Raw genomic sequence first — 24,559 nt, 5'->3', positions numbered from 1 at the left:
CGGCAGCGCTTCTCGCGCGCATGGCCGGTGGCAGCGAGGGTTCAGCTCGACACCATCGGCCGTGAGCTCACCTCCGCGCTCGCGGAGGCCGACGACGGAACGCCGCGAGCAGTCGCCGCGATGCGTGCGTTGGAGATCGCGCGGCCCACTGAACTGCCGGAGCTGGCGCCGTCGGTGGCGGCACGGCGAAACGCCGTTGTCGCCTCCGGCGGACCACAGCGAAGCCTCATCAGCGGGCCAGGGCCTCGGTCGGAGCCAGGCGGGCAGCCCGGATCGCCGGGTAGAGGCCCGCGATCACGCCGACCACGACGGTCGCGGCCAGGCCGCCGGCCAGGGCCCAGGGCGGGATGGCCACCGGCCAGGAACGCCACCACGACCAGCCGGCGGTGACCAGGGCGCCGGTGGCCGCTCCGGCCAGGCCGCCGACCGTGGACAGGAGCAGGGACTCGGTGAGGAACTGCTGGCAGACGTGCAGGCCGGTGGCCCCCAGAGCGCGGCGCAGGCCGATCTCGCCGCGGCGTTCCAGGACGGAGATGACCATGGTGTTGGCCACCCCGACGCCGCCGACCAGGAGGGCCACCGCGCCCAGGCCGAGCAGGAGGCCGCTGAGGGCCGAGTCGGTGGCCCGGGCGGCGGCCAGCGCGTCGGACGGGCGGGACACCTTCACCTCGTTGGGGGCGGCGGGATTGACCGTGGCGCCGAGGACGTTGCGGGTCGCCTCGACCGAGGTGGAACGGGTGTAGATCGTGGTCGGGTGGCCGTCGAAGCCGAGGAGGTTCTCGGCCGTGGACCAGTCGACCAGCGCCGCCGAGTCCAGCTCGGGGGCCAGCAGCGCCGGCTCGAGGATGCCGACCACCGCGAACCACTGGCCGCCCAGCCACACGCGTACGCCGGGGGTGTGGATGTCCAGGCGGTCGGCCGCGCCGGAGCCGAGGACCACCGTCGGCGTACCCGGCTTGGTGGTGGTCAGCCATCGGCCGTGGGCGGTGCCGCCCTCGAGGACGGCGAGCAGGTCGGGGCGGGCGGCCAGCACGTTGACGCTGCTGTGTTCGGCGACGGGAACGTACGGGTTGCGGTAGACGTGGGCGGCCAGGTGGCCGGTCGCGCTGACCGAGCTGACCGACGCGATCCGGCCGGTCATGGTCAGCGACTCGCGGGGCAGCACCGCGTCCTCGCCGCCGAAGGTCTGGCCCGGCGCGACGGTGAGCAGGTTGGTGCCGAGCCGGGCCAGGGCGCGGTCGAGGTCGGCGCGGCTGGACGCGGAGATGCCGACCACCGCCAGCATCGCCGCGATGCCGATCGCGATCCCGGCCGCCGAGAGGACCATGCGCAGCGGGCGGGCCCGCAGACCGGCCGCGCCCAGCCGGGCGACGTCGGCGGCGGCCAGCCGGGCCGGGCGCAGGCCACGACGACCGTCGGCGGTGGAACGGCCGCGCCGGCCGGGGAGGTGAGAACCGGCGGTCATGCGGCCACCAGCCTTCCGTCGCGGAGGGCGATGCGGCGGGGCAGGGCGGCGGCGATGTCCCGGTCGTGGGTGATGACGACCGTGGTCGTGCCGGCCCGGTGCAGGTCGTGCAGCAGGTTCATGACCACCGAGCCGGACGCGCTGTCCAGGTTGCCGGTGGGCTCGTCGGCCAGCAGCAGGGCCGGGTCGGCGACCACCGCGCGGGCGATCGCCACCCGCTGCCGCTCGCCCCCGGACATCTCGTGCGGGCGGTGGTGGGCGCGGTGGGCGAGGCCGACCCGGTCCAGGGCGTGCTGGGCCCGGGCGCGGCGTTCGCGGCGGCGTACCCCGGTGTAGAGCAGGCCGTCGGCGACGTTGTCCACCGCGGGTACGCCGGCGGCCAGGTGGAACTGCTGGAAGACAAAGCCGATGGTACGGGCGCGCAGCGTCGACAGGGCCCGGTCGGGCAGCGCGGCGACGTCGTGGCCGGCGATCTGCACGGTGCCGGCCGACGGGCGGTCCAGCGCCCCGAGCAGATGCAGCATGGTCGACTTCCCGGAGCCGGACGGCCCGACCACGGCGAGCAGTTCGCCCCCCTCCACCGACAGGGACACGTCGTCCAGGGCGGTCACCCCACCCGGATAGGTCTTGCTGACGTTACTCATCGTGATCACGCGGGCATCCCGACCGTCATGCCCTCGGCCAGCCCGGCCCCGCGTACCTCGACCTTGCCGTCGGCGAAGAACCCCACCTGGACCGGCAGGAACCGCGGACCGGAACCACCGACCACCTCCAGGCCGTACCCGCCCTCGGCCAGCGCGACCAGCGCGGCGACCGGCACGGTGAGTACGTTCTTGCGCCGCTCGCTGACGTACGTCGCGGTGACCGGCCCCTCACGTAGCCGGCCGAGCGGCGCGTCGGCCCCCAGCGCGACAGTCACCGGGATCGTGGGCGCCTCACCCTTGTCCTTGGGCTCGGCCTTGGTGCCGATCGACGCCACCGTTCCGGGGGTGTCCTTGCCGTTGGGCAGCGTGACCGTCACCTTGACGCCGGGCTGAGCCCAGCCCGCCTTGTCGGCGTCCAGCTTCACCGTGACCACCGACTCGGCCCCGGTGTAGCTGAGCACCTCGCCGGTCGCCGGGGCACCGAGCCGCACCGGGCGGCCGGCCACCCGGATGGCCCCGTCCGCGACCACCACCCAGGACGGGTCGACCACCCCGGTCTTCTCCCGCCCCAGGTCCTCCTGCCAGCGCCGGACCGCCTGACCGGTCAGATCGGTGTACTCGTCGTCGACGGTGAAACCCGCGTAGCCCAGGCCGCGCAGGTTGCGTTCGAGCAGGGCCACGTCGGGGCCCTCGACGCCGGGCCGCAACTCGCGATACATCGGCAATACCCCGTAGAGGAGTACGACGGGCTTGTTGTCGGCGCGCAGCATGACACCGCCGCGCTTGATCGTGGCCCCGACCTTGGGCAGCCAGGTGACAGTGCCGGGGGCCTTGGCGGCGATCGGGACGACCTCGCCGTACCCGAGTTCGCCGTCGACCGACACGGAACCGGCCAGCGTCTCGCGCCGCACCGTGGTGGTGGCACCGGGTGGCGGCGCGCCGGCCGGCGCGCCACCGGAGCGGCGCTCGGCGACAACGGCCGCCGTACCCGCTCCGGCCAGCGCGACGACCGCCGCGGTGACGCCGATGGCGGTTCGGCGCCGCACTACTTTCCCCGGACCAGCGGAGCCGTGAACGAGGCCGAATCGCCGCCGCACTTCTTGCCCGCCGACTGCAGTTTGCTCACGTCCATCTGCTTCTCGGGCAGGGCGATGGCGCCGGTCTCCGGGTCGGGGTCGGGGTAGTCGGGTACGCCGTTCTCACGCATGCACTTGGCCTGCGCACGGGCCTTGGCCAGGTCCTCGGGGGTCATCTTCTGCGGCGCGCCGCCGACGTCGGCCGGCAGCAGCGGCAGGCACTTCTCGGACGCGGCCTCCATCTTCTTGTCGACCGGGGCGCCGGCCTTCATGGCGGGGGCGCGCAGGACGCCGTCGCCGTCCGGATCGGGCATGTCCACGCCGTTCTCGCGCATGCATTTCGCGTACGCCCGCAGCTGGGTGATCTTGTCCGCGGACTTGGACGGTGCCGGAGCGGCGCTCGTGTCATCGGTGCCGCCGCACCCGCCCAGCGCGACGACGAGCAGCAGCAGAGGAATAGCCAACTTCTTCATGCCGAGCAGCACACCGGACCGGGCATAAGATCATCATCAGCGCGGACCCTTACAGCTTTCTTACGGCCGGGGCGGTCATCATGTCCCGATGCGTGTGTTGATCGCCGAGGACGAGGTCGTACTGGCGGAGGCGATCGCCGAGGGGCTGCGGCTGCGGACCCTGGCCGTCGACACCGTCCACGACGGTGACGCCGCACTGCAACGGCTCGCCGTCAACCAGTACGACGTGCTGGTGCTCGACCGTGACCTGCCCCGGGTGCACGGCGACGACGTGTGCCGGGCGGTGGCCGGCGGCAGCGTACGCATCCTCATGCTCACCGCCGCCGGCGAGCTCACCGACCGGGTCCACGGCCTGGGCCTGGGGGCCGACGACTACCTGGCCAAACCGTTCGCGTTCGCCGAGCTGGTGGCCCGGGTCCGCGCGCTCGGCCGCCGTGCCCGCCCGGCCGCGCCACCGGTCCTGGAACGCGCCGGCATCCGGCTCGACACCACCCACCACGAGGTGTTCCGCGACGGCCGGGTGGTCGGGCTCTCCCGCAAGGAGTTCGCTCTGCTGGAGGAGCTGCTGCGGGCCGACGGCGCCGTGGTCAGCGCCGAACAGCTGCTGGAACGCGCCTGGGACGAGAACACCGATCCGTTCACCAACATCGTGCGGGTCACCATGGTGACCCTGCGCCGCAAGCTCGGCCCACCGCCGGCGGTCGAGACAGTCACCGGAGTGGGGTACCGGATCCGATGAGCCACCGCTGGACCGTCCGTCTCCGCCTGACCGCCCTCTACGGCGGCCTGTTCGTGCTGGCCGGGGCGGCGCTGCTGACTATCACCTACCTGCTGCTGGCCCAGGTCCTGAACCGGCAACCGGTCAGCAGCGCCGCGGTGCTGGAGATCGCCCGGGTGCCGGCCAGCCGGGCGGTCTCCAGCACCACCACGGTCGAGCCCGCCATGCCGCTGGACACGCTGACCCCGACCGAGCAACTCGACGTGGTGCGTGGCGTGCAGGTGGCGCAGCGGATCCAGTCGGACGTCCGGTCCGAGACGCTGGGGTCGCTGCTGCGGCTGGGCGGTCTGACGCTGGCCGGCGTGGGGGTCGCGGGTGTGTGGGCGGCCTGGTTCGTGGCCGGGCGTACGCTGCGCCCGCTGGCCGAGATCACCGCCACCGCCCGCCGGGTCGCCGACCGCAACCTGCACGAACGCATCGGCCTGACCGGTCCGCGCGACGAGTTGCGCCGGCTTGCCGATACCTTCGACGACATGCTGGCCCGCCTCGACGCGGCGTTCGCGGCCCAGCGCCGGTTCGCGGCCAACGCCTCGCACGAGCTGAAGACCCCGCTGGCCATCAACCGGACGCTGATCGAGGTGGCGCTGAGCCATCCCGAGCCCTCGCCCGACGTCCGGCGCCTGGGCGAGACCCTGCTCGTGGTCAACGCCCGCCACGAACGGCTGATCGACGGCCTGCTGCTGCTCGCCCGGGACGACCTGTCGACGGCCGACGGGGTGCCGGTCGACCTGGCCGAGATCACCGGGCACGTGGCCGCGCAGCACGGTGTCACCGACCTGACGACGACGTCCTCGCCGATGACCGGCGACCCCGTCCTGCTCGAGCGCATGGTGCAGAACCTGGTCGAGAACGCGGTCGCCTACAACGTGCCGGGCGGGACGGTGACAGTGATCTGTTCGCACGGCACGCTGACCGTGACCAACACCGGGCCGGAGATAGCGCCGTTCGAGGTGGGGCGGCTGTTCGAGCCGTTCCAGCGGCTGACCGACCGGGTCGGCTCGGCCAAGGGCAACGGGCTGGGGCTTTCCATCGTACGGGCGGTCGCCCGGGCCCACGACGGCACGGTCACCGCCACCCCGAACCCGGGCGGCGGCCTGACCGTGACAGTCAGTTTTTGCGAGCCACCCCGGCGAAGTGGGAAACGTCCTCGGTGACCCCGCCGGTGGCCCGCGGCCGCCACCGCGAACAGGTCACCACGCCCGGCTCCAGCAGCTCGAGCCCGGCGAAGAACGCCCGCACGCCGGCCTGGTCACGCAGCCGCATCTCGGCGCCGCCGGTGGAGTTCCACAGGCGTACCGCCTCGGTCATCGCCTCGCCGTGCACCTCGGTGGTCGGGTGCGACACGACCAGGTAGCTGCCCGCCGGCATCGCGTCGACGAGCTGCCGCAGGATCGTCTGGGCCTCGTCGTCGCCGATGATGAAGTTGAGGATGCCGAGCAGCATGACGGCCACCGGCCGGGTGAAGTCGAGCGTGCCGGCCGCGGCGTCCAGGATCGTGCGCGGGTCACGCAGGTCGGCGTCGATGTAATCCGACGCCCCCTCGTCGGTGCTGGTCAGCAGCGCGCGGGCATGGGCCAGGACGAGCGGGTCGTTGTCCACATAGACGACCCGCGTGTCCGGGGCGACGTTCTGCGCCACCTCGTGCGTGTTGTTCGCCGTCGGCAGCCCGGTGCCGATGTCGAGGAACTGCCGGATGCCGGCCTCTCCGGCCAGGAACTCGACCGCCCGGGCGAGGAACTCGCGGTCCGCCCGCGCCGAGGTCACCAGGTCGGGGACGAGGGCGAGAATCTGCTCGCCGGCCGCTCGATCGGACTCGAAGTTGTCCTTGCCCTGCAGCCAGTAATTCCAGATCCTGGCGCTGTGCGGGATTCCGGTATCGAGGCTCACAGCGCGACTGTAGACCGTCCGGGCCCGCGGCTCCATCGAGGAATTCGGCTGCGCCGGGCCCGGCCGGCTCGTAAGGTCGGTGCGGTGACGGCCGAGTTGTTCGCCCTGTGTTTCGACGCCAACGACCCCGAGCGCCTGGCCCGCTTCTGGGCCGAGATCCTCGGCCGCGAGGTGGGGGAAGACCTGAGCCTCGACCCGGTCCACGACCCCGGCCTCCGGATCCGGTTCCGGCCGTCGGCCGCGGTGAAGAACGGCCCCAACAAGATGCACTTCGACCTGACCAGCACCTCGCCCGAGGACCAGCAGGCCAAGGTCGACCGGGCCATCACCGCGGGCGCCCGCCGCCTCGACATCGGCCAGGGCCCCGACGCCCTCCACGTCGTGCTGGCTGACCCCGAGGGCAACGAGTTCGACGTGATCGAGCCGGGCAACCGGTTCCTGGCCGGCACCGACCTGATCGGGGCGGTGAGCAGTGACGGCACCCAGGAGCTGGGCTATTTCTGGAGCGCGGCCCTGGGCTGGCCGCTGGTCTGGGACCAGAACCAGGAGACTGCGATCCAGTCGCCCCGCGGCGGCACCAAGATCACCTGGGGTGGCCCGCCGCTCAACCCGAGGAGCGGCCGCGAGCCCCACTTCGACCTGGTGGCACCGCCCGAGGAGGTCGCCCGCCTGGTCTCGCTGGGCGCGACTCGCACCGGCACCGGCGCCCCCGACGGCGTGGTCCTGATGACCGACCCGGACGGCAATGACTTCTGCGTCCTGACCGGCGGCCACGCCGCGTAGTCAACTCAGTGGTTGGCAAATCGGGCATCGCGTATCGCGATGCCCGATTGCCTATCACTGGTGCTCGGTCTGTCCCCGATGGACGCGGTCACTTTCGGTCCGGAGCAGCGCGCCTTCGCGGTCGAGCCCGGGGCGGCACAGCTAAGGCGTGTCGGCCGGGGGCTGCCAGCGGCCCCGGTGTACGACGTCCGTCCGCGGGCGCCGCCGGGAGCTCAGGTCGCGGGCCGGTTCGTCGCTGTAGCCGATCGAGATGGCGCCGATCGGGTTGAACTCGGCCGGCACCCCGAACTCCGTGCGGAAAGTGTCGACCCGCTCGGCCGGGATGCCGAAGAAGCAGGCCCCCAGCCCGGCGTCGACCGCCGTGAGCAGCATCAGCAGCGAGGCCATGCCGGTGTCGATGTCCCAGTACGGCGCCGGCCACCACGCGTCCGAGCGGTCGTCGTGGCCCTTGTCGGCCTGCGCGTACCGATCGAGGTAGACGCTCTTGTTGGCCATCGGCACGATCAGCAGCGGCGCCTCGACGGTCGCGGAGAACCAGCGCTCGGGGTTCTCGGGCGGGGTGGCGGCGGCCCGGAAGAGCTCGACGTCGGCCGGCGTGTCGAGGACCAGGAAACCCCAGCCCTGCGAGAATCCGCCCGACGGGGCCCGCAGCCCGTTGTCGACGATGCGGTCGACGACCTCGGGCGGGATCGGCCGGTCAGGGTCGTAGCGGCGGATCATGCGCCGGCGGCGGACAACGTCCTGGAACTCCATCGGCACAACGTACCGCCGCCGTCTTGCCGGGCCGACCCCTCCCGGCCGAGCGGTCAGCTCTGCTTCCACCTGCCCCAGCCGTGCCAGCGCTCGATCGTCATGTGGGTCTTCACCCGCGGGCTGGTCCGGTTGGCGTAGGGCTGGCCGCCGTAGTGCTTGGACAGCCGGTCGATCTCGTGCAGGTCGACGTCCTCGGTCAGCGGCCCGACCGTGCCCTGCAGGCTGACGTGGGTGTACCAGTCCTCGGCGAGCACGGTCAGCGAAATGCGCGGCTCGACCTCCATGTGCTTGATCCGGGCCCGTGTCGCGTCCAGCCCGAGCAGAATCGTCCCGTCGTCCTCGAGCAGGTACCACGTGGCGACGCTGACCGGCCGCCCGTCCGGGGCGACGGTGGCCATCACCGCCGGGTTGGGGCGGCGGAGGAACTCGACGATGTCATCGGGCAACGGCTTGATCGGCATACCGCCAGCCTCTCACAGGCACGGCGGGGTGTAGCGGGGGACGTGGAGCCCCCGGAAGTCCAGCCGGTTGGCGGTCTTGCCGACGAAGACCAGCCCGCGCGCCGCACCCCGGGCCACGCTGTACGGGTGCGCCGGCTCGCCCAGCTCGGGCACCGACGTCCAGGCCTCCGGGCGCAGGCTGAAGAACCGGGTCACGAGCCGCCCGCGGGTGGACGGGATCGCCGTGGCCCACTGGGCCCCGCCACTCCAGTGCGAGGCCGGCCGCAGCTGCACCCACAGGTCGTCGGTGGCGCTGTAGGTCAGCCAGAAACCCGCCGACCGCGTGAGGTCGACCTGAGCCTCGAACTGGTTGCCCAGCCACAGGACGGCCACGTGCCACTCGTCCCCGACAAAGGCGATGCGCGCCGCGTACTCGCCGTCCGCAGCCCCACCGCCACCCTTGACCGGGCTGAAGGCTGAGCCGTGGATCGGCACGAGCATGCTGCCGGTCGCCGGGAGCGTCGTCCCCTCGCCGCTGGCCAGCCACTGCTGGTACCGGTCGATCGAGGGCGTCGCACACTCCCGTGCGTGTGCCTCAGCGATGGCGGGGGAGAGGACGAGCGTCGTCAGGACGGCCACGGCCGCCACGATCAACCTGCGCATAAATCGACATTCTACGATGTCTTAGTAGTTGCCCGCGCTCTGGAAGTGCGACCACGCGCCACACGGCGACTTGTAACGGCCCCGCACGTACCCCAGGCCCCATTTGATCTGCGTGGCCGGGTTGTTGCGCCAGTCCGGGGCGATCGAGCCCATCTTGCTGCCCGGCAGGGCCTGCGGGATTCCGTACGCCCCACTGCCCTTGTTCTCGGCCTTGTGGTTCCAGCCGCTCTCGTGGCTCCACAGCTTCTCCAGGCACGGAAACTGGTCGATGCCGAAGCCCGCCGCCAGCATCAGCGCGCACCCGGTCTTGCGGTTGCCGCTGTACTCCGTGCAGGAGGAGGGGATCGGCCCGCTGTAGGGCACGGTCCCGTTCTTGGGCTTGGGCGGCGCCGCCTTCTTCTCCTTGGCCTTCTTCTCGACCTGCTCGGCCCGCACGGCCGAACTCTTCGCGGCCGTGGCCGCCCGGACCGCGGCGTCCCCTTCGGCCGCACGCTGGTAGGCCCGCGCCGCGGCGATCTGGTTCTGCCGCGCCCGCAGCAGCTGCGACTCGTCCTCGCCGGCCCGCAGAACCAGCTCGGCCGCGTCCCCTCGCTCGCGGCTGACCCGGTCCTGGGTGAGTTGCACGCCCGCCACCACGCCACCGACCAACAGCGCGATCGACACGATCCGGACACCCACCGTGTTCCACGGTCGCTTCACGTCGGTCCTCTCCTCGCCAGGCGGCCGCCGCCCGACCCGGCGGGCACAGGGAGCCTAGTCACCGCGTCCCGACCTCCCGCCGCCGGTGCGCTCATGCCGAACTCCCGAGCAAGCGACCAGTGCCGGTGCGCTCATGCCGAACTCCCGAGCAAGCGACCAGTGCCGGTGCGCTCATGCCCGAACTCCCGGGCAAGCGACCAGTGCCGGTGCGGACCCGCGGGACGGGCGAGGCCGGGCGAGGAGTCTCAGGCCAGGTGGCGCCGGATGGCCGCGGCCACCTCGCCGGCGGCGGTCACCTGTTCGGGTGTGAGGGCGTTCACGAACAGCTCGCGGATGGCCAGCAGGTGGGGGGCGGTGGCGGCGTGGAAGGCCTGGTCGCCGGCGGGTTCGAGGAGGATTTCGGAGCCGCGGCTGTCGTCGGCGCAGTGCTCGCGCCGGATCAGGCCCCGGCGTTCCATGCGGCCCAGGTGGTGGGAGAGGCGGCTGCGTTCCCAGCCGATGGCCGCGGCCAGGTCGGACGAGCGGTAGCGCCGGCCGGGCGCCTCGGTCAGGGCCAGCAGCACGGTGTAGTCGCCCATCGACAGGCCGGCGTCCTCCTGCAGGCGGGCGGCCACGGCCGTACGCAGCAGCTCTGTCGCCTCGATGAACTCCCGCCACATGGCCAGCTCGTGACGGGAGGGCAAGCGTCGCGTCCCGGGCATAACCGCGCCTCCTCCAGTGTTTGACGTGTCAATTACATCATGCTTTAGTTGACGTGTCAGCCAGTGGAGGGCAGAAACCATGAGCAGCGAACTCGTGATGGGTCTCGACACCTTCGGTGACGTGCCGGTGGACGACTCGGGGGCTCCGCTCACCGGCGCCGGCGCGATCCGTCAGGTGATCGAGGAGGCCGTCCTCGCCGACCAGGCCGGGGTCGACGGCATCGCGCTGGGCGAGCACCACCGCCCGGAGTACTCAATCTCCAGTCCCGAGACGGTGCTGGCCGGCATCGCCGCGCGTACCCAGCGCATCAGACTGGCCTCGGGCGTGACCGTGCTGAGCTCGGACGACCCGGTGCGGGTGTTCCAGCGGTTCGCCACGGTCGACGCGATCTCGAACGGCCGCGCGGAGGCGATCCTCGGCCGCGGGTCGTTCACCGAGTCGTTCCCGCTGTTCGGGTACGACCTGAGCGACTACGACATCCTCTTCGAGGAGAAGCTCGACCTGTTCGTCAAGCTGCTCGACGAGAAGCCGGTGACCTGGAGCGGCACCACTCGCCCGGCGCTGGACGACGCCGACGTGTTCCCCAAGACCGAGTCCGGGCGGCTGACCACCTGGGTCGGCGTCGGTGGCTCGCCGCAGTCGGTGGTACGCACCGCCCAGCACGGGCTGCGGCTGATGCTGGCCATCATCGGCGGGCAGGCCGCGCGCTTCGCCCCGTACGTCGACCTCTACCGCCGGGCCACCGAACAGCTGGAGACGCAGGCGTACCCGGTCGGCATGCACTCGCCCGGCTTCATCGCCGACACCGACGAGCAGGCCAAGGAGATCTTCTGGCCGGCCTACAAGGAGCAGATGGACCGGATCGGCAAGCTGCGCGGCTGGCCCCCGATGAGCCGGATCGCGTTCAACAACGAGGTCGCCGACGGCTCGCTCTACGTCGGCTCACCGGAGACCGTGGCCAAGCGCATCGCCGCCTCGGCCCGGGCGCTCGGCGTCGGCCGCTTCGACCTGATCTACACGGTCGGGCCGCAGCCGATCAGCGCCCGGAGCCGCGCGGTCGAGCTCTACGGCACGAAGGTGATCCCGATGGTCCGCGACATCCTGGCCGGCTGACCATGACCACGGTGGGCATCATCGGGGCCGGCAAGGTCGGCACCGTCCTGGGCCGGCTCGCCGTCGCGGCCGGCTATCGCGTGCTGATCGCCGGCTCCGGCGACCCGGCCAAGATCGCGCTGATCGTCGAGATTCTGACCCCCGGTGCGACCGCGGTGACCTCGGCGGCGGCGACCGAGGCGGACATCGTGGTGCTGGCCCTGCCGCTGGGCAAGCACCGCGACATCCCGGTCGAGCAGCTGCGCGGCAGGCTGGTGGTGGACGCGATGAACTACTGGTGGGAGGTCGACGGGGTGCGCGACGACCTGACCGACCCGCGGACGTCGTCCAGTGAGATCGTGCAGGCGTACCTGCCCGGGTCGCGTGTGGTCAAAGGCTTCAACCACATGGGCTACCACGACCTGGAGGCGGGCGCGCGGCCGCCGGGCGCGCCCGATCGCAAGGCGATCGCGCTGGCCGGCGCGGCCGAGGATGTCGCGGTAGTGGCCGCCTTCGTCGACGCGCTGGGCTTCGACCCGGTCGAGGCCGGTGCACTTCCCGAGGGGGTACGCCTGCAGCCCGGCGCCGAGGCCTTCGGGGCGAACACGGACGCCGCCGAGCTCCAGGCGATGCTCGACCGTCACCCCGACTCGGAGCATGGTCGCCTCGTCGCCGAGGCCCGCCGCGGCTGACTACTTCTGCTTCCAGCCGTTGCTGGTGCAGGCCTTGGTGAAGGCGTCGGCATGCGCCCGCCACTGGCGACTGTCGTCGGCGTCCTGACCCAGCGCCACGGCCTGGTCGGCGATGGCGTCGTTGTCGGTGTCCATGGTCGACTTGGTCACCTTGTCGGCCAGGCTGAGCCGGGCGGCCGCCGTTTCCGCCGCCGACCGCCCGGCGGCGAAGTCGTCACAGGCCTTGACCGCGGCCGCGTCCAGGGCCTGGGCGGCCTTGCCCGAGTCACCGGACCCGCCGAAGCTCCGGGCCAGCAGTGCCACCCCGACAACGACCACGACGGCCACGATGATGAGCGTGCGCTTGTCCAGTTTGAGCTTCACAACTTCTCAACCTACGTCCGCTTCTGAATGCCCACAATGTGGAAAATCACCTACTCGCGGGTATGCCGGGCGGCGAAAATGATCGCATGACGTCTTCTCGCATGGTGAGACCAGCGGCCCGGCCGGTCGACGCGGTGGTCCGGCCGCCGGGCTCCAAGAGCATCACCAACCGGGCATTGATCTGCGCCGCCCTCGCGCCCGGCCGGTCCACCCTGACCGGGGCGCTGTTCGCCGACGACACCCGGGCCATGATGGACGCCGTCGCCGCCCTCGGTGCGACCGTAACCGCTGATCCGGGTGCGCGCACGATCACCGTGGCCGGCGGCGGCACCCCGGCCGCCGAGGGGACGATCGACGCCCGGCAGTCGGGCACGACGTCACGGTTCGTGCTGCCGGCGGCGGCGCTGTTCGGCGCGCGGACGGTCGTCGACGGCACCGAGCAGCTGCGGGCCCGCCCGTTCGGTCCGGTCCTCGACGCGTTGCGCCAGGCCGGTGCCAAGGTCGAGGAGCTGGGCCCGCCCGGTTACCTGCCGGCGGCGGTCAGCGGGCCCATGCGCGGCGGGACGGTGCACGTCAGCGGGCACGTCTCCAGCCAGTTCCTGTCCGGCCTGCTGATGGCCGGGCCGCTGATGCGCGACGGCCTCGAGGTGTCGCTGACCTCAGAACTCGTGTCCGTGCCGTATGTCGAGATCACCAAGGCGGTGATGGACGCTTTCGGCGTACCCGTCGACGGTTTGAAGGTCTCACCCGGCACCTACCGGGCGCGCGCCTACCACATCGAGCCCGACGCGAGCGCGGCGTCCTACCTGCTCGGCGCGGCCGTCGTGACCGGCGGCCGGGTGACGGTCGAGGGCCTCGGCGCCGGCAGTCTGCAGGGTGACGTGCGGTTCGCCGACCTGCTGGAACGCATGGGGGCGACAGTCACCCGGACGATGGATTCGGTCACCGTCACATCTACCGGGCGGCTGCACGGCATCGACTGCGACATGGCCGACATCTCCGACACGGCCCAGACGCTGGCCGCGGTGGCCGTGTTCGCCGACTCGCCGACCCGGGTGCGGGGCATCGGCTTCATCCGCCACAAGGAGACCGACCGCATCGCCGCGATGGTCACCGAGCTGCGCCGCGCCGGCATCGACGCCACCGAGGACGAGGACGGCTTCACCATCGATCCGGGTACGCCCCACCCGGCCGTCCTGGAAACCTACGAGGACCACCGCATGGCGATGAGCCTGGCCCTGCTCGGCCTGCGCGCCCCAGGCATCGAGATCAGCTACCCCGCCTGCGTGGCCAAGACCTACCCGGCCTTCTTCGACGACCTGGCCGCCCTGACCCCGTAACCGGCCGACCGTGCCGCGGCCGGCCGGCGCCGAGCGCGGGCGGCTCGTGCCGGAGTTCACTCCGGGGCAATGCTCAACCTGGGGTGCCTGCTGCCGATGGGTCCCGCGTTATCGGTTCAGCAACGTGGGAATGGTGCCGGGTGCGCAGAGTCAAGATCTCCGTGAGGTTGATCGGCAGTATGACGCTGCTGCTGGCCCTCATCGTCGGCATCATCGCGGTGGCGTTGTCGGCCATGACGGCGCAGCGGCGGGCGACGGCCGAGGTGCAGCACTACCAGACGGTGACCCGGCTGGCCATGCAGGTCAAGTTCCGGTCGGCCGACTTCAACGGCTGGCAGACCGCGTACGCCTTCGACATCGTCCGCGGCGCCGACGGAGCCACCGCCGACACCGGCGAGGCCCGGGCGGCCTTCCTGGCCTCGGCCGGCTCGTTCCGCACCGAGCTGGCGGCCCTGCGCGGGGCCGGGCTCAGCGCGGGCCAAGAGGTCGCCGCCGCGTCCGCGGTGCGGATGTTCGATGATTTCATGGCCATGGACGAGCGCGTCATCGCCGACTTCCGCAGCGGGGACCCGGCCCGGGCCGCGCAGGCCCAGAAGCTCGTCGCGGTGGACGAGATCGCGATCTTCAACCGGGTCGCGGCGTCCGTCGACGAGCTTGTCACCTCGGTCAACCGGGACGCGGGGGCGGCGGTCGTGGCGGCCGGCGCGGCATCGCGGCGGGCCTCCGTTTCGATCTTCGTGGCCGGCGGCGCCGTGGTGGTCCTCGGTGTGGTGTTGGCCGTCCTGCTCATCGGGTCGATCAACCGTCCGCTGCGCAACCTCAACCACCGCCTGGCCGAGATCGCCGACGGCGACGCCGACCTGACCCAGCGGATCGACGACGGCAGCCGGGACGAGATCGGCGACGCGGCCCGCAGCTTCAACCGCTTCGTCGGTCGGATGCAGCAGCTGGTCGGCCAGGTCGCGACCGGGGCCGGCCGGGTGTCGGCCGCCGCCGACCAGATCGGCGCGATCAGCACCAAGCTCACCGGCGGGGCGGAGCAGACCAGTTCGCAGGCCGACGTGGTGAGCGCCGGGGCCGAGGAGGTGTCGGCCATCGTCTCCACCATGGCGGCCTCGGCCGAGGAGATGACCGCCTCGATCGCCGAGATCGCTCGGAGTGCGTCCCGGGCCACCGAGGTCGTCGAGAGCGGCGTACGTGCCGCCGGTGCCGCCAACGAGACGATCGCCGAGCTGGGCCGCTCCTCGGCCGAGATCCAGTCCGTGGTCAAACTGATCACGGCCATCGCCCAGCAGACCAACCTGCTCGCGCTCAACGCCACGATCGAAGCGGCCCGGGCCGGCGAGAGCGGCAAGGGGTTCGCGGTCGTCGCCGGCGAGGTGAAGGACCTGGCCCTGCAGACGGCCACCGCCACCGAGGAGATCGCCGCCAAGATCGGCATCATTCAGCAGGGCAGCCAGGAGGCGGTGCAAGCGATCGACCGGATCGGCGAGGTGGTGGCCGAGATCAACGACACCCAGCTGACCATCGCCTCGGCGATCGAGGAGCAGACCGTCACCACGGCCGAGATGAGCCGCAACGTCGGTGAGACCGCCATCGGCGCCGGCGAGATCGCGACCAGCATCCAGGGCGTCGCGCTGACCGCCCAGGAGACGCACGCCGGCGCCGACCACGCGCAGCGCACCGCCCGGGAGCTGACCAGCGCCTCCACCGACCTGCGCCGGCTGGTCTCGACCTTCCGCTTCTGACCGTTTCAACGGCCATCTAGGTTGAAGGTATGACTACCCTTGCCGGCCGCACCATCGCGGCCCTGCGCACCGAACACGACACCCTGGCCGGTGCGGTCTCGGCGCTGACCCCCGAGCAGCTGACGGGGCCCTCCGGCGCCGCCGAGTGGACCATTGCCGACGCCCTGTCCCACCTGGGCAGCGGCGCCGAGATCTCACTGGCCGGGTTCCGGGCGTCCATCGGCGCGGCCGACGCCCCGGGACCGGACTTCAACCAGGGCGTCTGGGACCGGTGGAACGCGCTGAGCCCACCGGACCAGGCGGCCGGCTGGGCCCGGTCCGACGAGGCGCTGGTCACCACCCTGGAAGCGGTGCCGGCGGACAGCTACGACGAGCTCAAGCTCAAGACCTTCCTGCCCCAGCCGGTGCCGGTGGCGACGTACGCGGCCCTGCGGGTCAGCGAGGTGATCCAGCACGGCTGGGACGTGCGCGCCGGGATCGACCCGGCGGCGACCCTGGCCGCCGGGTCGGCCGAGCTGCTGGCCGAGCACCTGTCCGGCGCCCTCGGCTTCCTGTTCGGCTTCGCCTCCAAGGCCGACCAGGCCCCGGAACCCGCCGTCGTCGAGATCACCGGCACCGCGTACCGCGTCGTCATCGACGAGTCGGTCCGTTTCACCACCGACGCCGCGCCCGCGACGGCGACCTTCACCGGCTCGCTGGAGTCGGCGCTGCGCCTGTTCTACGGCCGCCTCAAGCCCGGGTACACCCCGGCCGGCGTCGAGGTGACCGGCAACGTCACCCTCGACCAGCTGCGGGCGGTCTTTCCCGGCTTCTGACCGGGCCCGTCGGCGCCCGCGATCCCGGTCGCGCGCGCCGGCGCGCCCGGCGGTGAACCTTTGTGGCGCGGCAGTGCTACTCACCGGGTGATGGGTACGGACGAGGCGGACGCCGCACTGGTCGGGCTGGTGGCTCGGGGGGACAGCGCCGCGCTCACCCGGCTCTACGAGGCGCACGGCGGGCGGCTGTTCGGGTATCTGCTGCGGCTGGCCGGCGACCGGATGACGGCCGAGGAGATTCTGCAGGACACCATGCTCGCGGTGTGGCGGTCGGCCGGGGGGTACGTGGGCGGGTCGCGGGTCACCACGTGGTTGTTCGGCGTGGCGCGGCGGCAGGCGCACAATCGGCTGCGGAACGCTGCTCCGCCCGTACCCGCCGAACCTCTCGACCAGCCCGACCCTCACCCGGGGCCGGACGAACTCGCCATCGCCGCGGCCGGCGGAACCCCCGTCGCCGCGGCGATCGGACGGCTGCCCGAGCACCAACGGGAGGTCATCGGGCTGGTCCTCGTGGCCGGCCTGCCGCTGGCCGACGCGGCCGAGGTGCTGGGCGTGCCGGTGGGGACGGTCAAGAGCCGCCTGCATCACGCCCGGGCCAGGCTGACCCAGCTGCTCAGTCACCAGGGGGTGCCGGAATGAACGATCGGTTGGTGGAATACGCGGCCGGAACGCTGACGCCGGCCGAGCGGGCGACGGTCGACGCGCACCTGGCCGGCTGCGCCACGTGCCGGGCCGACCTGGCCGCCTGGCGAGGCATCGCGGACGCGCCGGTGCCGTCACCCCCGCCCGCGTCCGAGCTGATTCACCGGGTGCTGGTCCGGAGTGCGATGTCCGAGGTGAGCCGGACGACTCCCCGGCGTGCGGAACTGATCAGAGCCCAGTTGCGGCTGCTGCGGGCCGGCGTGCTGGTCGCGTCGGCGCTGGTCATGGCGCTCGGCGTGGTGCTCGGCCCGGCGGGGCTGGTGCTGGTCACGCCGTTCGTGGCCGCGGCCGGGATCAGCGGCGCGTACGGGCCCCGGCGCGATCCGGCCTTCGAGGTGGTCGCGGCCACCCCCACCTCGCAGCGGCTGATCCTGGCCATCCGGGTGCTGCTGGTGCTCGGGTACGACCTGGTCCTGGCCCTGGCGGCGTCGGCCCTGCTGGTGGCGGCCGGAGCCGCCGGGGGAGTGGGGACGCTGGTCGCCGGATGGCTCGGGCCGACGGCCGTGCTGTCGGCGCTGTGCCTGCTGCTGGTGGTGTGGCTCGGCCCGGACGTCGCCATCGGTGCGGCCCTGGCGCTGTGGTCGATGCGGGTGCTGGCCGACAACGTGCTGGCCCCGGCGACCGGGCTGGTCCACGTCGTACGGCTGGTGTGGACGACCGGACCGGCCACCGGGCTGACGGCGGCCGTGCTGGCCGCGGCCGCGATGATTCTGGTCGGCCGGGGTGAACCCGTACGCCACTCGCGCGCTACCCACCTGATGTGAGACCACTTGCACTGTGGCGGCATGAGATCCGCCGGGCCGGATGGGCCCCCCTGCTCGCTCCACCGTTGCTGGCCGCCGGCCTCGTCGCGATCACCTGGGCCGAACACCCGATGCGAAACCTGTTCGTGTTCCTCGAACTCGGGGTGCCGCTGGTGGCCGGGCTCGGCGCCGCCTCGCTGATCGGCCGTGACCCGGCGGCGGAACTGCAGCTGACCATGCCGATGCGGTACCGGTCGACGCTGCTGCGCCGGCTGGCCGTGGTCGCGGGGTGGAGCGGGCTGGTCGCCGTACTCATCTCATCGCTCCTGATCCTGACCGGCCGCTGGCCGGCCGGGCACGGGCCGATCGTGGGTCAGCTCGTCTGGCTGGCGCCGGGGCTCTGGCTGACGGCGTTCGGCCTGCTCGCCGGCGTGCTGCTGCGCGGGCCGGCGGCGGCGAGCGGGCTGGTGGCCGTGCTGTGGCTGGTCGAGCAGCTGTTCGGCGCGGTCGTCCAGGAACACGGCTGGTCGCGGGCCGTCTACCTGTTCGCCACCACGCAGGGCACCGTGCCGGCCGAGTGGGCCGGCAACCGGATCACCCTCATCGCCACCGCCCTCGGCCTCGGCGGGGGAGCATTCATGCTGCTGGGACGGGCGGAATGATCGCGGCCGCGCGGTACGAGTTCCGGATGATGCTGCGGAAGCGGTCGCTGTGGATCAGCGTCGGCGTCATCGTGGCGCTGCTCGGCGTGGTCGCGGCCCGCCAGCTCGGCGACGTGATCCGGCAGGGCGACGCCAAGGGCGCCATGCTGTCGGCGGCGCTGCTGGTCAACATCTTCCTGCCGGTGGCGTACGGGTGCCTGCTGGCCGACCGCCTGGTCCGCGACCACCAGCTGGGCGTGGAGTCCATCCTGGACAGTACGCCCGGCCGCCCGGCCGCTCGCCTGGTCGGCAAGTATCTGGGGGTGTGCGCCGCGGCGGCCGTCCCGATCGCCGTCGTCTACCTCGGTTTCGCCGTCGGCTACGCGGTCGCCGCCGGCCGCTGGACCGGGCTGCCGTGGGCGCTCGCCGCCTTCGGCGTCGTACACCTGCCCGCGATCCTGTTCGTCGGAGCGTTCGCGCTGGCCGTGCCCCTGGTCATGCCCGCGCCGCTGTTCCGTGTGCTGTTCGTCGGCTACTGGTTCTGGGGCAACGCGATCGGCCCCGACAACATGCCGACCCCGGCGCAGAGCATCCTCTCGGCCAGCGGCAACTATCCGCTGCAGGCCCTGCTGGGTTTCGACGACACCGCCATCGCCGGTCCGGTGCCCGGCGCCGCCCTGAACATCCTGCGTCCCGAGGCCACCGCCGCCACCGCGTGGCTCTCGGTCGGTGTCCTGCTCGTCATCGCCGCCCTCACCCTGACCGCCGCCACGCTCCGCCACCGCCGTTAGGACACCGCCATGCAGATCGACATCTCCGACCTGACCAAACGCTACCGAGGCGGTGTGACCGCGCTCGATCAGCTCAGCCTGGTCGTGCCGACCGGCATGTTCGGCCTGCTGGGCGCGAACGGCGCCGGCAAGACCACCCTGATGCGGATCCTGGCGGGCCTGTTGCGGCCGTCGTCGGGCCAGGTCACGATCGGCGGGTACGACGTGAGCACGCGCACCGGCCGCCAGGCGGTCCAGCGCGCCCTGGGCTACCTTCCGCAGGAACTGGGCGTCTACCCCGACCTCAGCGCCCGCGAGTTCCTCGACTACGTCGCCCTGCTCAAGGGCATCGACGACCGGACCGAGCGGCGGCGCCGGGTCAGCGAGGTGCTCGAGATCGTCGCGCTGACCGGCGACGCGGGCCGCAAGCTGCGCGGCTACTCCGGTGGCATGCGCCGGCGGGTCGGCATCGCCCAGGCGCTGCTGGCCGACCCGCGGCTGCTGATCGTCGACGAGCCCACGGCCGGGCTCGACCCGGAGGAGCGGATCCGGTTCCGGACCCTGCTGTCCCAGCTCGCCGGCGACCGCACGGTGCTGCTCAGCACCCACATCGTCGACGACATCGCCCAGACCTGCCGCGAGCTGGCCGTGCTGGCGTCGGGCCGGCTGGTGTTCCGCGGCACGGTCGAGTCCCTGACCCGCCGGGCCGCCGGTCGGGTGTGGACGGTCGTGACCGCCGGCCCGGCCCCGACCGGCGGCACCATCGTGTCGGCGGTCCCCCACGAGGCCGGCATGCGCTACCGCGTGGTGGCGCCGGCCCCACCGGCCGTCGACGCCGAACCCGCCGAACCGAACCTGGAGGACGGCTACCTCGCCCTGGGCCGGGCGGAGATCCTGTCCTCTCCGTAGCCGATCGGTCCGCCGCCACGCCCGCCGGGTCGTTCGGCGAGATCGTCCGGAGCACACCGCGGTCAGGCCGGGACGTCGATGGTGAAGGTGCTGCCCGCGCCCGGGGTGCTGGTGACCGTGATGTCGCCGCCGTGGGCGCGGGCCAGCCGGCGGGCGATCGGCAGGCCCAGGCCGCTGCCGCCGGTTGCGCGGGAGCGGGACGAGTCGGCGCGCCAGAAGCGGTCGAAGATTCTCGGCAGGTCGGCGGGGGCGATGCCGGAGCCGGTGTCGGTCACCCGGATGGTCAGGCGGCCGGCGGTGACGCCGGCGTCGATCGTGACCCGGCCGCCGGGCGGGGTGTGGCGCAGCGCGTTCGAGACCAGGTTGCCGACCATCTGGCGCATGCGGACCGGGTCGACGTAGGCCATCAGGTCGGGGTCGGCGGTCAGCTCGACGCCGGGACGGCCGGACAGCAGGTCGTGGATGTAGGCGTGCTCGCGGTGGATGCGCAGGCTGCCGGCGTCGGCCGCGGCGATGTCGCGCAGGTCGTCGACCACGTGGTGGAGCAGGATGGACTCCTCGACGAGCAGGTCGAGCACCTCGGGGCCGAGGTCGACGGCGCCGTCGCGGGCGGTCTCGAGCCAGGTGCGGATGTTGGTCAGCGGGGTCCGCAACTCGTGCGCGATGTCGTTGACCATGTCCTGGCGCTGCTGTTCCAAAGCCTCCCGGCGCGCCGACAGGTCGTTGAACGCGGTCGCCAGGTGGCCGATCTCGTCGTGGGTGGTCACCGGCACCGCCCCCTGCCGGTCGACGGGCTGGCGGGCCGCCTCGGTCAGGGCCCGCAGCGGCCGGACCAGGCGGCGGCCGACCACGACGGTGGCGATGACGGCCAGCACGAGCACGATGCCGGTGGTGCCGGCGATCCGCAGCTGGTTGCCCGGCGACAGGTCGACCGACGGGGCCGGCATGGCCCGGCCGGTGACGAAGAGCAGGGCGGGCGGGGCGACGTACGGGCGCAGCTGCGCGCGGCGACTCTCTCCGACGCAGTTGTCCACCTGCTGTTCCCGGTCGCTGTCGGGGGCGCCGGAATACCGTACGTCGAACAGCGGCGTGAGCGAGAAGTCGTCTCCGGCGCACGACCGGACCAGCCGGTTGAGGGCGGCCAGGGGCTTCCGCTCCGATCCGACCGGCGTGAAACCGCGGTCGAGGCGGTCGCACCGGGTCGCGGCCGGCGGTGCGGCGCTGAGCCGGCGTACGACCGGGCGGCCGCTCGGCGTGTCGACGATCTCGGCGGCCGCGTGGAACGAGCGCAGACAGTCGACGTAGGACGACGCGTCGCGGCGCAGCGAGCGGCGTTCGTCCTCGGTGAGGCGGTACGGGCCGACAGCCCGGGCGTCGATCCGGCCGCCGGTGTTGCGGGCGATGCCGGGGTCGAGGAAGAGCGGGTCGACGGTGGCCGTGGGCACGTCGGACACCGCGGCGGCGTCGAGCGCGTCGGCCGGGAACCCGGCGATCGGCCGCCGGCCGGGGGTGGTCAGCGCGATCCGGGCGCCGGTCAGGTCGGCCAGCCGGGCCACCTTGGCCTGGGCGCCGGCCCAGCTGTCGTGGGTGGCCGCATACTCGATCAGGGCGTCGTAGATGTCGGTGTCGGCCGACAGGGTGCGGCTCTGCTCCTGGGTCACGGCCTGCTTGGTGAGCTGTACGGCCAGCCAGGCCGTCGCCGCGATCGAGCACACGGCGATCAGCAGGGACGTGGCGAGCAGTTTGACCAGCAGGCTGCGGCGGGCCGGAACCGGGCGGCTCATCCGGCCACCAGCTTGTAGCCGACCCCGTACACGGTCAGCAGGTGCACCGGGCGGCGCGGGTTGGGTTCGAGCTTGCGGCGCAGGTTGGACACGTGTGTGTCGATGGCGCGTTCGGCCGATTCCCGGTCGTACCCACTGGTCTCCTGCAGCAGCGCCGCCCGGCTGAACACCCGCCCGGGCCGGCGCATCATCGCCACCAGGATGGCGAACTCGTCCGGCGTGCACTCGACCGGCCGTTCGCCGACGGTGACGACACGCCGGGCCAGGTCGACGGCGAACGGGCCGGCCCGTACCATGTCGTGCGCGGCCGGGGCCGGGGCCGCGCGCCGCAGCAGCGCCTGGATCCGGGCCAGCAGCTCGCGCGGGCGGTACGGCTTGGTCAGGTAGTCGTCGGCGCCGCGCCCGAGCCCGGCGAGCAGGTCGTCCTCGCCGGCGCGGGCGGTCAGCATGAGCACGGGTACGGACGACTCGCGGCGCAGCACTTCGCACAGGTCGAGCCCGTTCAGTCCCGGCATCATCACGTCCAGTAACAGCAGGTCGGGGTTCAGCCGGCGGGTCCGGTCGAGTGCGGTCGGGCCGTCGTGGGTGATCGTCGTCCGGTAGCCGGCCGACTCCAGGTAGCGGCGCAGGATCTCGGCGTGCTTGCGATCGTCCTCGGCGACCAGTACATGTGCGGGCACGGCAGCGACTATAGGACGACGTTCGAAGTTTTCCGCCGTCCCGACAAGTTCCTGTAAATCGTCCGCCACGATCGTCGCCATGCCACCGAACGACGGCCCGCGCCCCCGGCGGACCCGCATCCTGACCGCACTCTCGGTAGCGGTAGCGGTGGCGGTGTCAGCGGCGGTCGGGGTGGCAGTCTGGGCGCGCGGCGCGGAGCCCCCTCCGGCGACGCGCGCCCAGACCATCCCGGTGCGGACGGTGAAGGTCACCCGCACCGACCTGTCGACGAGCCGGTCGCTGGCGGGCTCGATCGGCTACGGCGCGAGCCGGGTGGTCAAGGGCGGCCGGTCGGGCGTGGTCACGTCCCTGCCGCGGACCGGTCAGCTTTTGAAACGCGGCACGGTGACGTTCCGGGTCGACGACGAGCCCGTCCCGCTGTTCTTCGGCAATCCGCCGCTGTACCGCACGCTGAGCGCCCGCGACACGGTCGGCCGTGACGTGGCGATGGTTCTCGAGAATCTCCGAGCGCTGGGGTACGCCACCGGCGGCCAGCCCGGCCCCGGCTCCCGCGTCAAGGTGGCGGGACCGGAGAGGCCACCGACCGTCCGCACCGGCGAGGCCGTGCTCACCGCCACCCTGATCGCGGCGATCAAGCGGTGGCAGCACGATGCCGGGATGACCGCCGACGGTGTCCTGGAGGTCGGTGACGTGGTCGTCCTGCCCGGTCCGGTGCGGGTGGACAGCGTGTCCGGGGTGATCGGCGACGACGCGGCCGGGCCGATCATGTCGGTGACCCAGCCCGCGAAGGTGGTCAGCGCCCAGGTCGGCGCCCCCGACGCCGGGTCGCTGAGGAAGGGCGCCGCGGTCACCCTCCGGATGCCCGACGGCGCCGAGGCGCCCGGCCGGATCAGCGCCGTCGCCAACGTCGCCACCACCCCCGAGGGTCAGCCGGCGGGCGGCCCCCAGCAGGTCGCGGTGACCATCGAACCGCGCAAGCCGGTCAAGCTCGACGGCGGCACGGTGGAGATCAAGGTCAAGGGTGAGACGCGTACGGACGTCCTGGCCGTACCCGTCAACGCCCTGCTCGCCCTGCGCGAGGGTGGCTATGCCCTGCAACTGCCCGACAACCGGCTGCTGCCGGTCGAGACCGGACTCTTCGCGATGGGCCTGGTCGAGGTCAGCGGCGACGGCGTCGACGACGGCCTGACGGTGGTGACCACGTCGTGAGCCGGGTCCTGTCGATCCGCGACGCCGAGAAGGTCTACCCCGGCGGGGTCACCGCCCTCGACCGGGTCAGCCTGGACATCGACCGCGGCGAGCTGATCGCGATCGCCGGCCCGTCCGGCTCGGGCAAGTCGACGCTGCTCAGCATCATGGGCACGCTCGACCGCCCGACCCGTGGCGACGTGGCCGTGGCCGGGCACGACGTGGCGACGCTGGGCGACCGCCGCCTCTCCGCCCTCCGGGGCCGGTGGCTGGGCTTCGTGTTCCAGCAGTTCCACCTGACCGACGGGCTGACCGCCGCCGACAACGTCACCACCGGGCTCCTCTACGCCGGCGTGCCCCGCCGGCACCGCCGGCGCAGGGCGGCCGAGGCGCTGGACCGGGTCGGCCTGGCCCACCGGATCACCCACCGGCCACACCAGCTCTCCGGGGGTGAACGCCAGCGCGTGGCCATCGCCCGCGCGATCGTCCACGAGCCGGCGCTGCTGCTGGCCGACGAGCCGACCGGCGCCCTCGACACGGCGACCGGGCGGGCCGTCCTCGACCTGTTCACCCGCCTGCACCGGGAGGGCACGACCATCGCGATCATCACGCACGACCGTGAGATCGCCGCCCGGCTGCCGCGCCGCGTCGAGATGCGCGACGGCCGGATCGTCGGCGACACCCGCTTGCGCGACGCCCGGCCGGCCGGGAGCGACGGCCGTTTCGTG

Annotated in this window: 27 protein-coding genes and 1 pseudogene; 15 read left to right on the top strand and 13 right to left on the bottom strand. The window is 72.6% G+C overall.

Going from position 1 to position 24,559, the window contains the following annotated elements:
- Nucleotides 1–229: 229 nt before the first annotated feature.
- Genes ACGFIO_RS13755 through ACGFIO_RS13740 form a run of 4 tightly spaced genes read right to left on the bottom strand, consistent with a single transcriptional unit; the run spans nucleotide 230 to nucleotide 3,658 of the window.
- The gene (locus ACGFIO_RS13755; protein ID WP_392826174.1) at nucleotides 230–1,465 is read right to left on the bottom strand and encodes an ABC transporter permease; all 1,236 of its coding nucleotides are present in this window, start codon (nucleotides 1,463–1,465) and stop codon (nucleotides 230–232) included.
- On the bottom strand, nucleotides 1,462–2,109 hold the full coding sequence (locus ACGFIO_RS13750; RefSeq protein WP_392826416.1) for an ABC transporter ATP-binding protein: 648 nt from the start codon (nucleotides 2,107–2,109) through the stop codon (nucleotides 1,462–1,464). Before ACGFIO_RS13750 ends, ACGFIO_RS13755 begins: the two co-directional genes overlap by 4 nt.
- A gap of 5 nt (nucleotides 2,110–2,114) precedes the next feature.
- A complete protein-coding gene (locus ACGFIO_RS13745) occupies nucleotides 2,115–3,155 on the bottom strand; it encodes a peptidoglycan-binding protein (protein WP_392826171.1) in 1,041 nt (346 codons plus the stop codon).
- Nucleotides 3,155–3,658 (bottom strand): hypothetical protein, encoded by a 504-nt coding sequence (locus tag ACGFIO_RS13740; protein WP_392826170.1) that lies wholly within the window; start codon nucleotides 3,656–3,658, stop codon nucleotides 3,155–3,157. Before ACGFIO_RS13740 ends, ACGFIO_RS13745 begins: the two co-directional genes overlap by 1 nt.
- Before the next feature lie 88 nt (nucleotides 3,659–3,746).
- Here ACGFIO_RS13740 and ACGFIO_RS13735 point away from each other — a divergent pair, with 88 nt between their 5' ends.
- Both ACGFIO_RS13735 and ACGFIO_RS13730 read left to right on the top strand, forming a co-directional pair.
- Complete coding sequence (locus ACGFIO_RS13735; RefSeq protein ID WP_392826168.1) at nucleotides 3,747–4,397, top strand: response regulator transcription factor; 651 nt, start codon at nucleotides 3,747–3,749, stop codon at nucleotides 4,395–4,397.
- Nucleotides 4,394–5,590, top strand: a complete 1,197-nt coding sequence (locus ACGFIO_RS13730) for a sensor histidine kinase (protein ID WP_392826166.1) — start codon at nucleotides 4,394–4,396, stop codon at nucleotides 5,588–5,590. Before ACGFIO_RS13735 ends, ACGFIO_RS13730 begins: the two co-directional genes overlap by 4 nt.
- Here the strand turns inward: ACGFIO_RS13730 and ACGFIO_RS13725 are convergent.
- A complete protein-coding gene (locus tag ACGFIO_RS13725) occupies nucleotides 5,544–6,359 on the bottom strand; it encodes an SAM-dependent methyltransferase (RefSeq protein ID WP_392826163.1) in 816 nt (271 codons plus the stop codon). The genes ACGFIO_RS13730 and ACGFIO_RS13725 overlap by 47 nt on opposite strands.
- Before the next feature lie 48 nt (nucleotides 6,360–6,407).
- Here ACGFIO_RS13725 and ACGFIO_RS13720 point away from each other — a divergent pair, with 48 nt between their 5' ends.
- The gene (locus tag ACGFIO_RS13720) at nucleotides 6,408–7,106 is read left to right on the top strand and encodes a VOC family protein (protein ID WP_392826162.1); all 699 of its coding nucleotides are present in this window, start codon (nucleotides 6,408–6,410) and stop codon (nucleotides 7,104–7,106) included.
- Between the two features lie 141 nt (nucleotides 7,107–7,247).
- Here ACGFIO_RS13720 and ACGFIO_RS13715 read toward each other — a convergent pair whose 3' ends face one another.
- The 5 genes from ACGFIO_RS13715 to ACGFIO_RS13695 form a co-directional block, all read right to left on the bottom strand.
- Nucleotides 7,248–7,859, bottom strand: a complete 612-nt coding sequence (locus ACGFIO_RS13715) for a nitroreductase family protein (RefSeq protein WP_392826160.1) — start codon at nucleotides 7,857–7,859, stop codon at nucleotides 7,248–7,250.
- Between the two features lie 53 nt (nucleotides 7,860–7,912).
- On the bottom strand, nucleotides 7,913–8,320 hold the full coding sequence (locus ACGFIO_RS13710; protein WP_392826157.1) for a TIGR03618 family F420-dependent PPOX class oxidoreductase: 408 nt from the start codon (nucleotides 8,318–8,320) through the stop codon (nucleotides 7,913–7,915).
- A gap of 12 nt (nucleotides 8,321–8,332) precedes the next feature.
- Nucleotides 8,333–8,962, bottom strand: coding sequence for a hypothetical protein (locus ACGFIO_RS13705; protein ID WP_392826155.1), 630 nt, complete (start codon nucleotides 8,960–8,962; stop codon nucleotides 8,333–8,335).
- 21 nt (nucleotides 8,963–8,983) lie between these two features.
- On the bottom strand, nucleotides 8,984–9,661 hold the full coding sequence (locus ACGFIO_RS13700) for a lytic transglycosylase domain-containing protein (RefSeq protein ID WP_392826152.1): 678 nt from the start codon (nucleotides 9,659–9,661) through the stop codon (nucleotides 8,984–8,986).
- Nucleotides 9,662–9,906: 245 nt separating this feature from the next.
- Complete coding sequence (locus ACGFIO_RS13695; protein ID WP_392826149.1) at nucleotides 9,907–10,344, bottom strand: MarR family winged helix-turn-helix transcriptional regulator; 438 nt, start codon at nucleotides 10,342–10,344, stop codon at nucleotides 9,907–9,909.
- Between the two features lie 97 nt (nucleotides 10,345–10,441).
- On the opposite strand from ACGFIO_RS13695, the gene ACGFIO_RS13690 reads away from it, so the two are divergent.
- A complete protein-coding gene (locus tag ACGFIO_RS13690; protein ID WP_392826147.1) occupies nucleotides 10,442–11,476 on the top strand; it encodes an LLM class flavin-dependent oxidoreductase in 1,035 nt (344 codons plus the stop codon).
- Nucleotides 11,477–11,478: 2 nt separating this feature from the next.
- Nucleotides 11,479–12,147 (top strand): NADPH-dependent F420 reductase, encoded by a 669-nt coding sequence (locus ACGFIO_RS13685; RefSeq protein ID WP_392826146.1) that lies wholly within the window; start codon nucleotides 11,479–11,481, stop codon nucleotides 12,145–12,147.
- Here ACGFIO_RS13685 and ACGFIO_RS13680 read toward each other — a convergent pair whose 3' ends face one another.
- Nucleotides 12,148–12,510 carry a hypothetical protein gene (locus ACGFIO_RS13680; RefSeq protein ID WP_392826144.1) on the bottom strand — a complete coding sequence of 121 codons (363 nt, stop codon included), beginning with the start codon at nucleotides 12,508–12,510 and terminating at the stop codon, nucleotides 12,148–12,150.
- Between the two features lie 86 nt (nucleotides 12,511–12,596).
- Here ACGFIO_RS13680 and aroA point away from each other — a divergent pair, with 86 nt between their 5' ends.
- The 8 genes from aroA to ACGFIO_RS13640 all read left to right on the top strand — a co-directional run bounded on the left by aroA (nucleotide 12,597) and on the right by ACGFIO_RS13640 (nucleotide 20,178).
- Nucleotides 12,597–13,850, top strand: coding sequence for a 3-phosphoshikimate 1-carboxyvinyltransferase (aroA, locus tag ACGFIO_RS13675; protein WP_392826142.1), 1,254 nt, complete (start codon nucleotides 12,597–12,599; stop codon nucleotides 13,848–13,850).
- Between the two features lie 179 nt (nucleotides 13,851–14,029).
- The gene (locus ACGFIO_RS13670) at nucleotides 14,030–15,598 is read left to right on the top strand and encodes a methyl-accepting chemotaxis protein (protein ID WP_392826140.1); all 1,569 of its coding nucleotides are present in this window, start codon (nucleotides 14,030–14,032) and stop codon (nucleotides 15,596–15,598) included.
- Between the two features lie 29 nt (nucleotides 15,599–15,627).
- Nucleotides 15,628–16,413, top strand: a complete 786-nt coding sequence (locus ACGFIO_RS13665; protein ID WP_392826139.1) for a maleylpyruvate isomerase family mycothiol-dependent enzyme — start codon at nucleotides 15,628–15,630, stop codon at nucleotides 16,411–16,413.
- 90 nt (nucleotides 16,414–16,503) lie between these two features.
- The gene (locus tag ACGFIO_RS13660) at nucleotides 16,504–17,052 is read left to right on the top strand and encodes an RNA polymerase sigma factor (protein WP_392826137.1); all 549 of its coding nucleotides are present in this window, start codon (nucleotides 16,504–16,506) and stop codon (nucleotides 17,050–17,052) included.
- Nucleotides 17,049–17,879: a zf-HC2 domain-containing protein gene (locus tag ACGFIO_RS13655; RefSeq protein ID WP_392826135.1), complete on the top strand. Its 831-nt coding sequence runs from the start codon at nucleotides 17,049–17,051 to the stop codon at nucleotides 17,877–17,879. The genes ACGFIO_RS13660 and ACGFIO_RS13655 overlap by 4 nt, the downstream gene beginning before the upstream one ends.
- Nucleotides 17,876–18,520, top strand: a complete 645-nt coding sequence (locus ACGFIO_RS13650; protein WP_392826133.1) for a hypothetical protein — start codon at nucleotides 17,876–17,878, stop codon at nucleotides 18,518–18,520. Before ACGFIO_RS13655 ends, ACGFIO_RS13650 begins: the two co-directional genes overlap by 4 nt.
- On the top strand, nucleotides 18,517–19,290 hold the full coding sequence (locus ACGFIO_RS13645; protein WP_392826130.1) for a hypothetical protein: 774 nt from the start codon (nucleotides 18,517–18,519) through the stop codon (nucleotides 19,288–19,290). The genes ACGFIO_RS13650 and ACGFIO_RS13645 overlap by 4 nt, the downstream gene beginning before the upstream one ends.
- A 9-nt stretch (nucleotides 19,291–19,299) precedes the next feature.
- Nucleotides 19,300–20,178: an ABC transporter ATP-binding protein gene (locus ACGFIO_RS13640; protein ID WP_392826128.1), complete on the top strand. Its 879-nt coding sequence runs from the start codon at nucleotides 19,300–19,302 to the stop codon at nucleotides 20,176–20,178.
- A 62-nt stretch (nucleotides 20,179–20,240) separates the two neighbouring features.
- Here the strand turns inward: ACGFIO_RS13640 and ACGFIO_RS13635 are convergent, their stop codons facing one another.
- Nucleotides 20,241–21,962: a sensor histidine kinase gene (locus ACGFIO_RS13635; protein ID WP_392826125.1), complete on the bottom strand. Its 1,722-nt coding sequence runs from the start codon at nucleotides 21,960–21,962 to the stop codon at nucleotides 20,241–20,243.
- Nucleotides 21,959–22,642 carry a response regulator transcription factor gene (locus tag ACGFIO_RS13630; RefSeq protein ID WP_392826123.1) on the bottom strand — a complete coding sequence of 228 codons (684 nt, stop codon included), beginning with the start codon at nucleotides 22,640–22,642 and terminating at the stop codon, nucleotides 21,959–21,961. The genes ACGFIO_RS13635 and ACGFIO_RS13630 overlap by 4 nt, the downstream gene beginning before the upstream one ends.
- A gap of 79 nt (nucleotides 22,643–22,721) precedes the next feature.
- On the opposite strand from ACGFIO_RS13630, the gene ACGFIO_RS13625 reads away from it, so the two are divergent.
- Together ACGFIO_RS13625 and ACGFIO_RS13620 are read left to right on the top strand one after the other, a co-directional pair.
- On the top strand, nucleotides 22,722–23,852 hold the full coding sequence (locus ACGFIO_RS13625) for an efflux RND transporter periplasmic adaptor subunit (RefSeq protein WP_392826121.1): 1,131 nt from the start codon (nucleotides 22,722–22,724) through the stop codon (nucleotides 23,850–23,852).
- Nucleotides 23,849–24,505 (top strand): annotated as a pseudogene (locus tag ACGFIO_RS13620) (ABC transporter ATP-binding protein); the annotation flags it as partial. The gene ACGFIO_RS13625 and the pseudogene ACGFIO_RS13620, both read left to right, overlap by 4 nt.
- Nucleotides 24,506–24,559: the final 54 nt, after the last annotated feature.

It is taken from the genome of Actinoplanes sp. NPDC049265 (assembly GCF_043197135.1).
GTDB lineage: Bacteria > Actinomycetota > Actinomycetes > Mycobacteriales > Micromonosporaceae > Actinoplanes.
The sequence above is the reverse complement of the archived record's forward strand: the minus strand, read 5'-3'. Positions and strand labels throughout refer to the sequence as shown.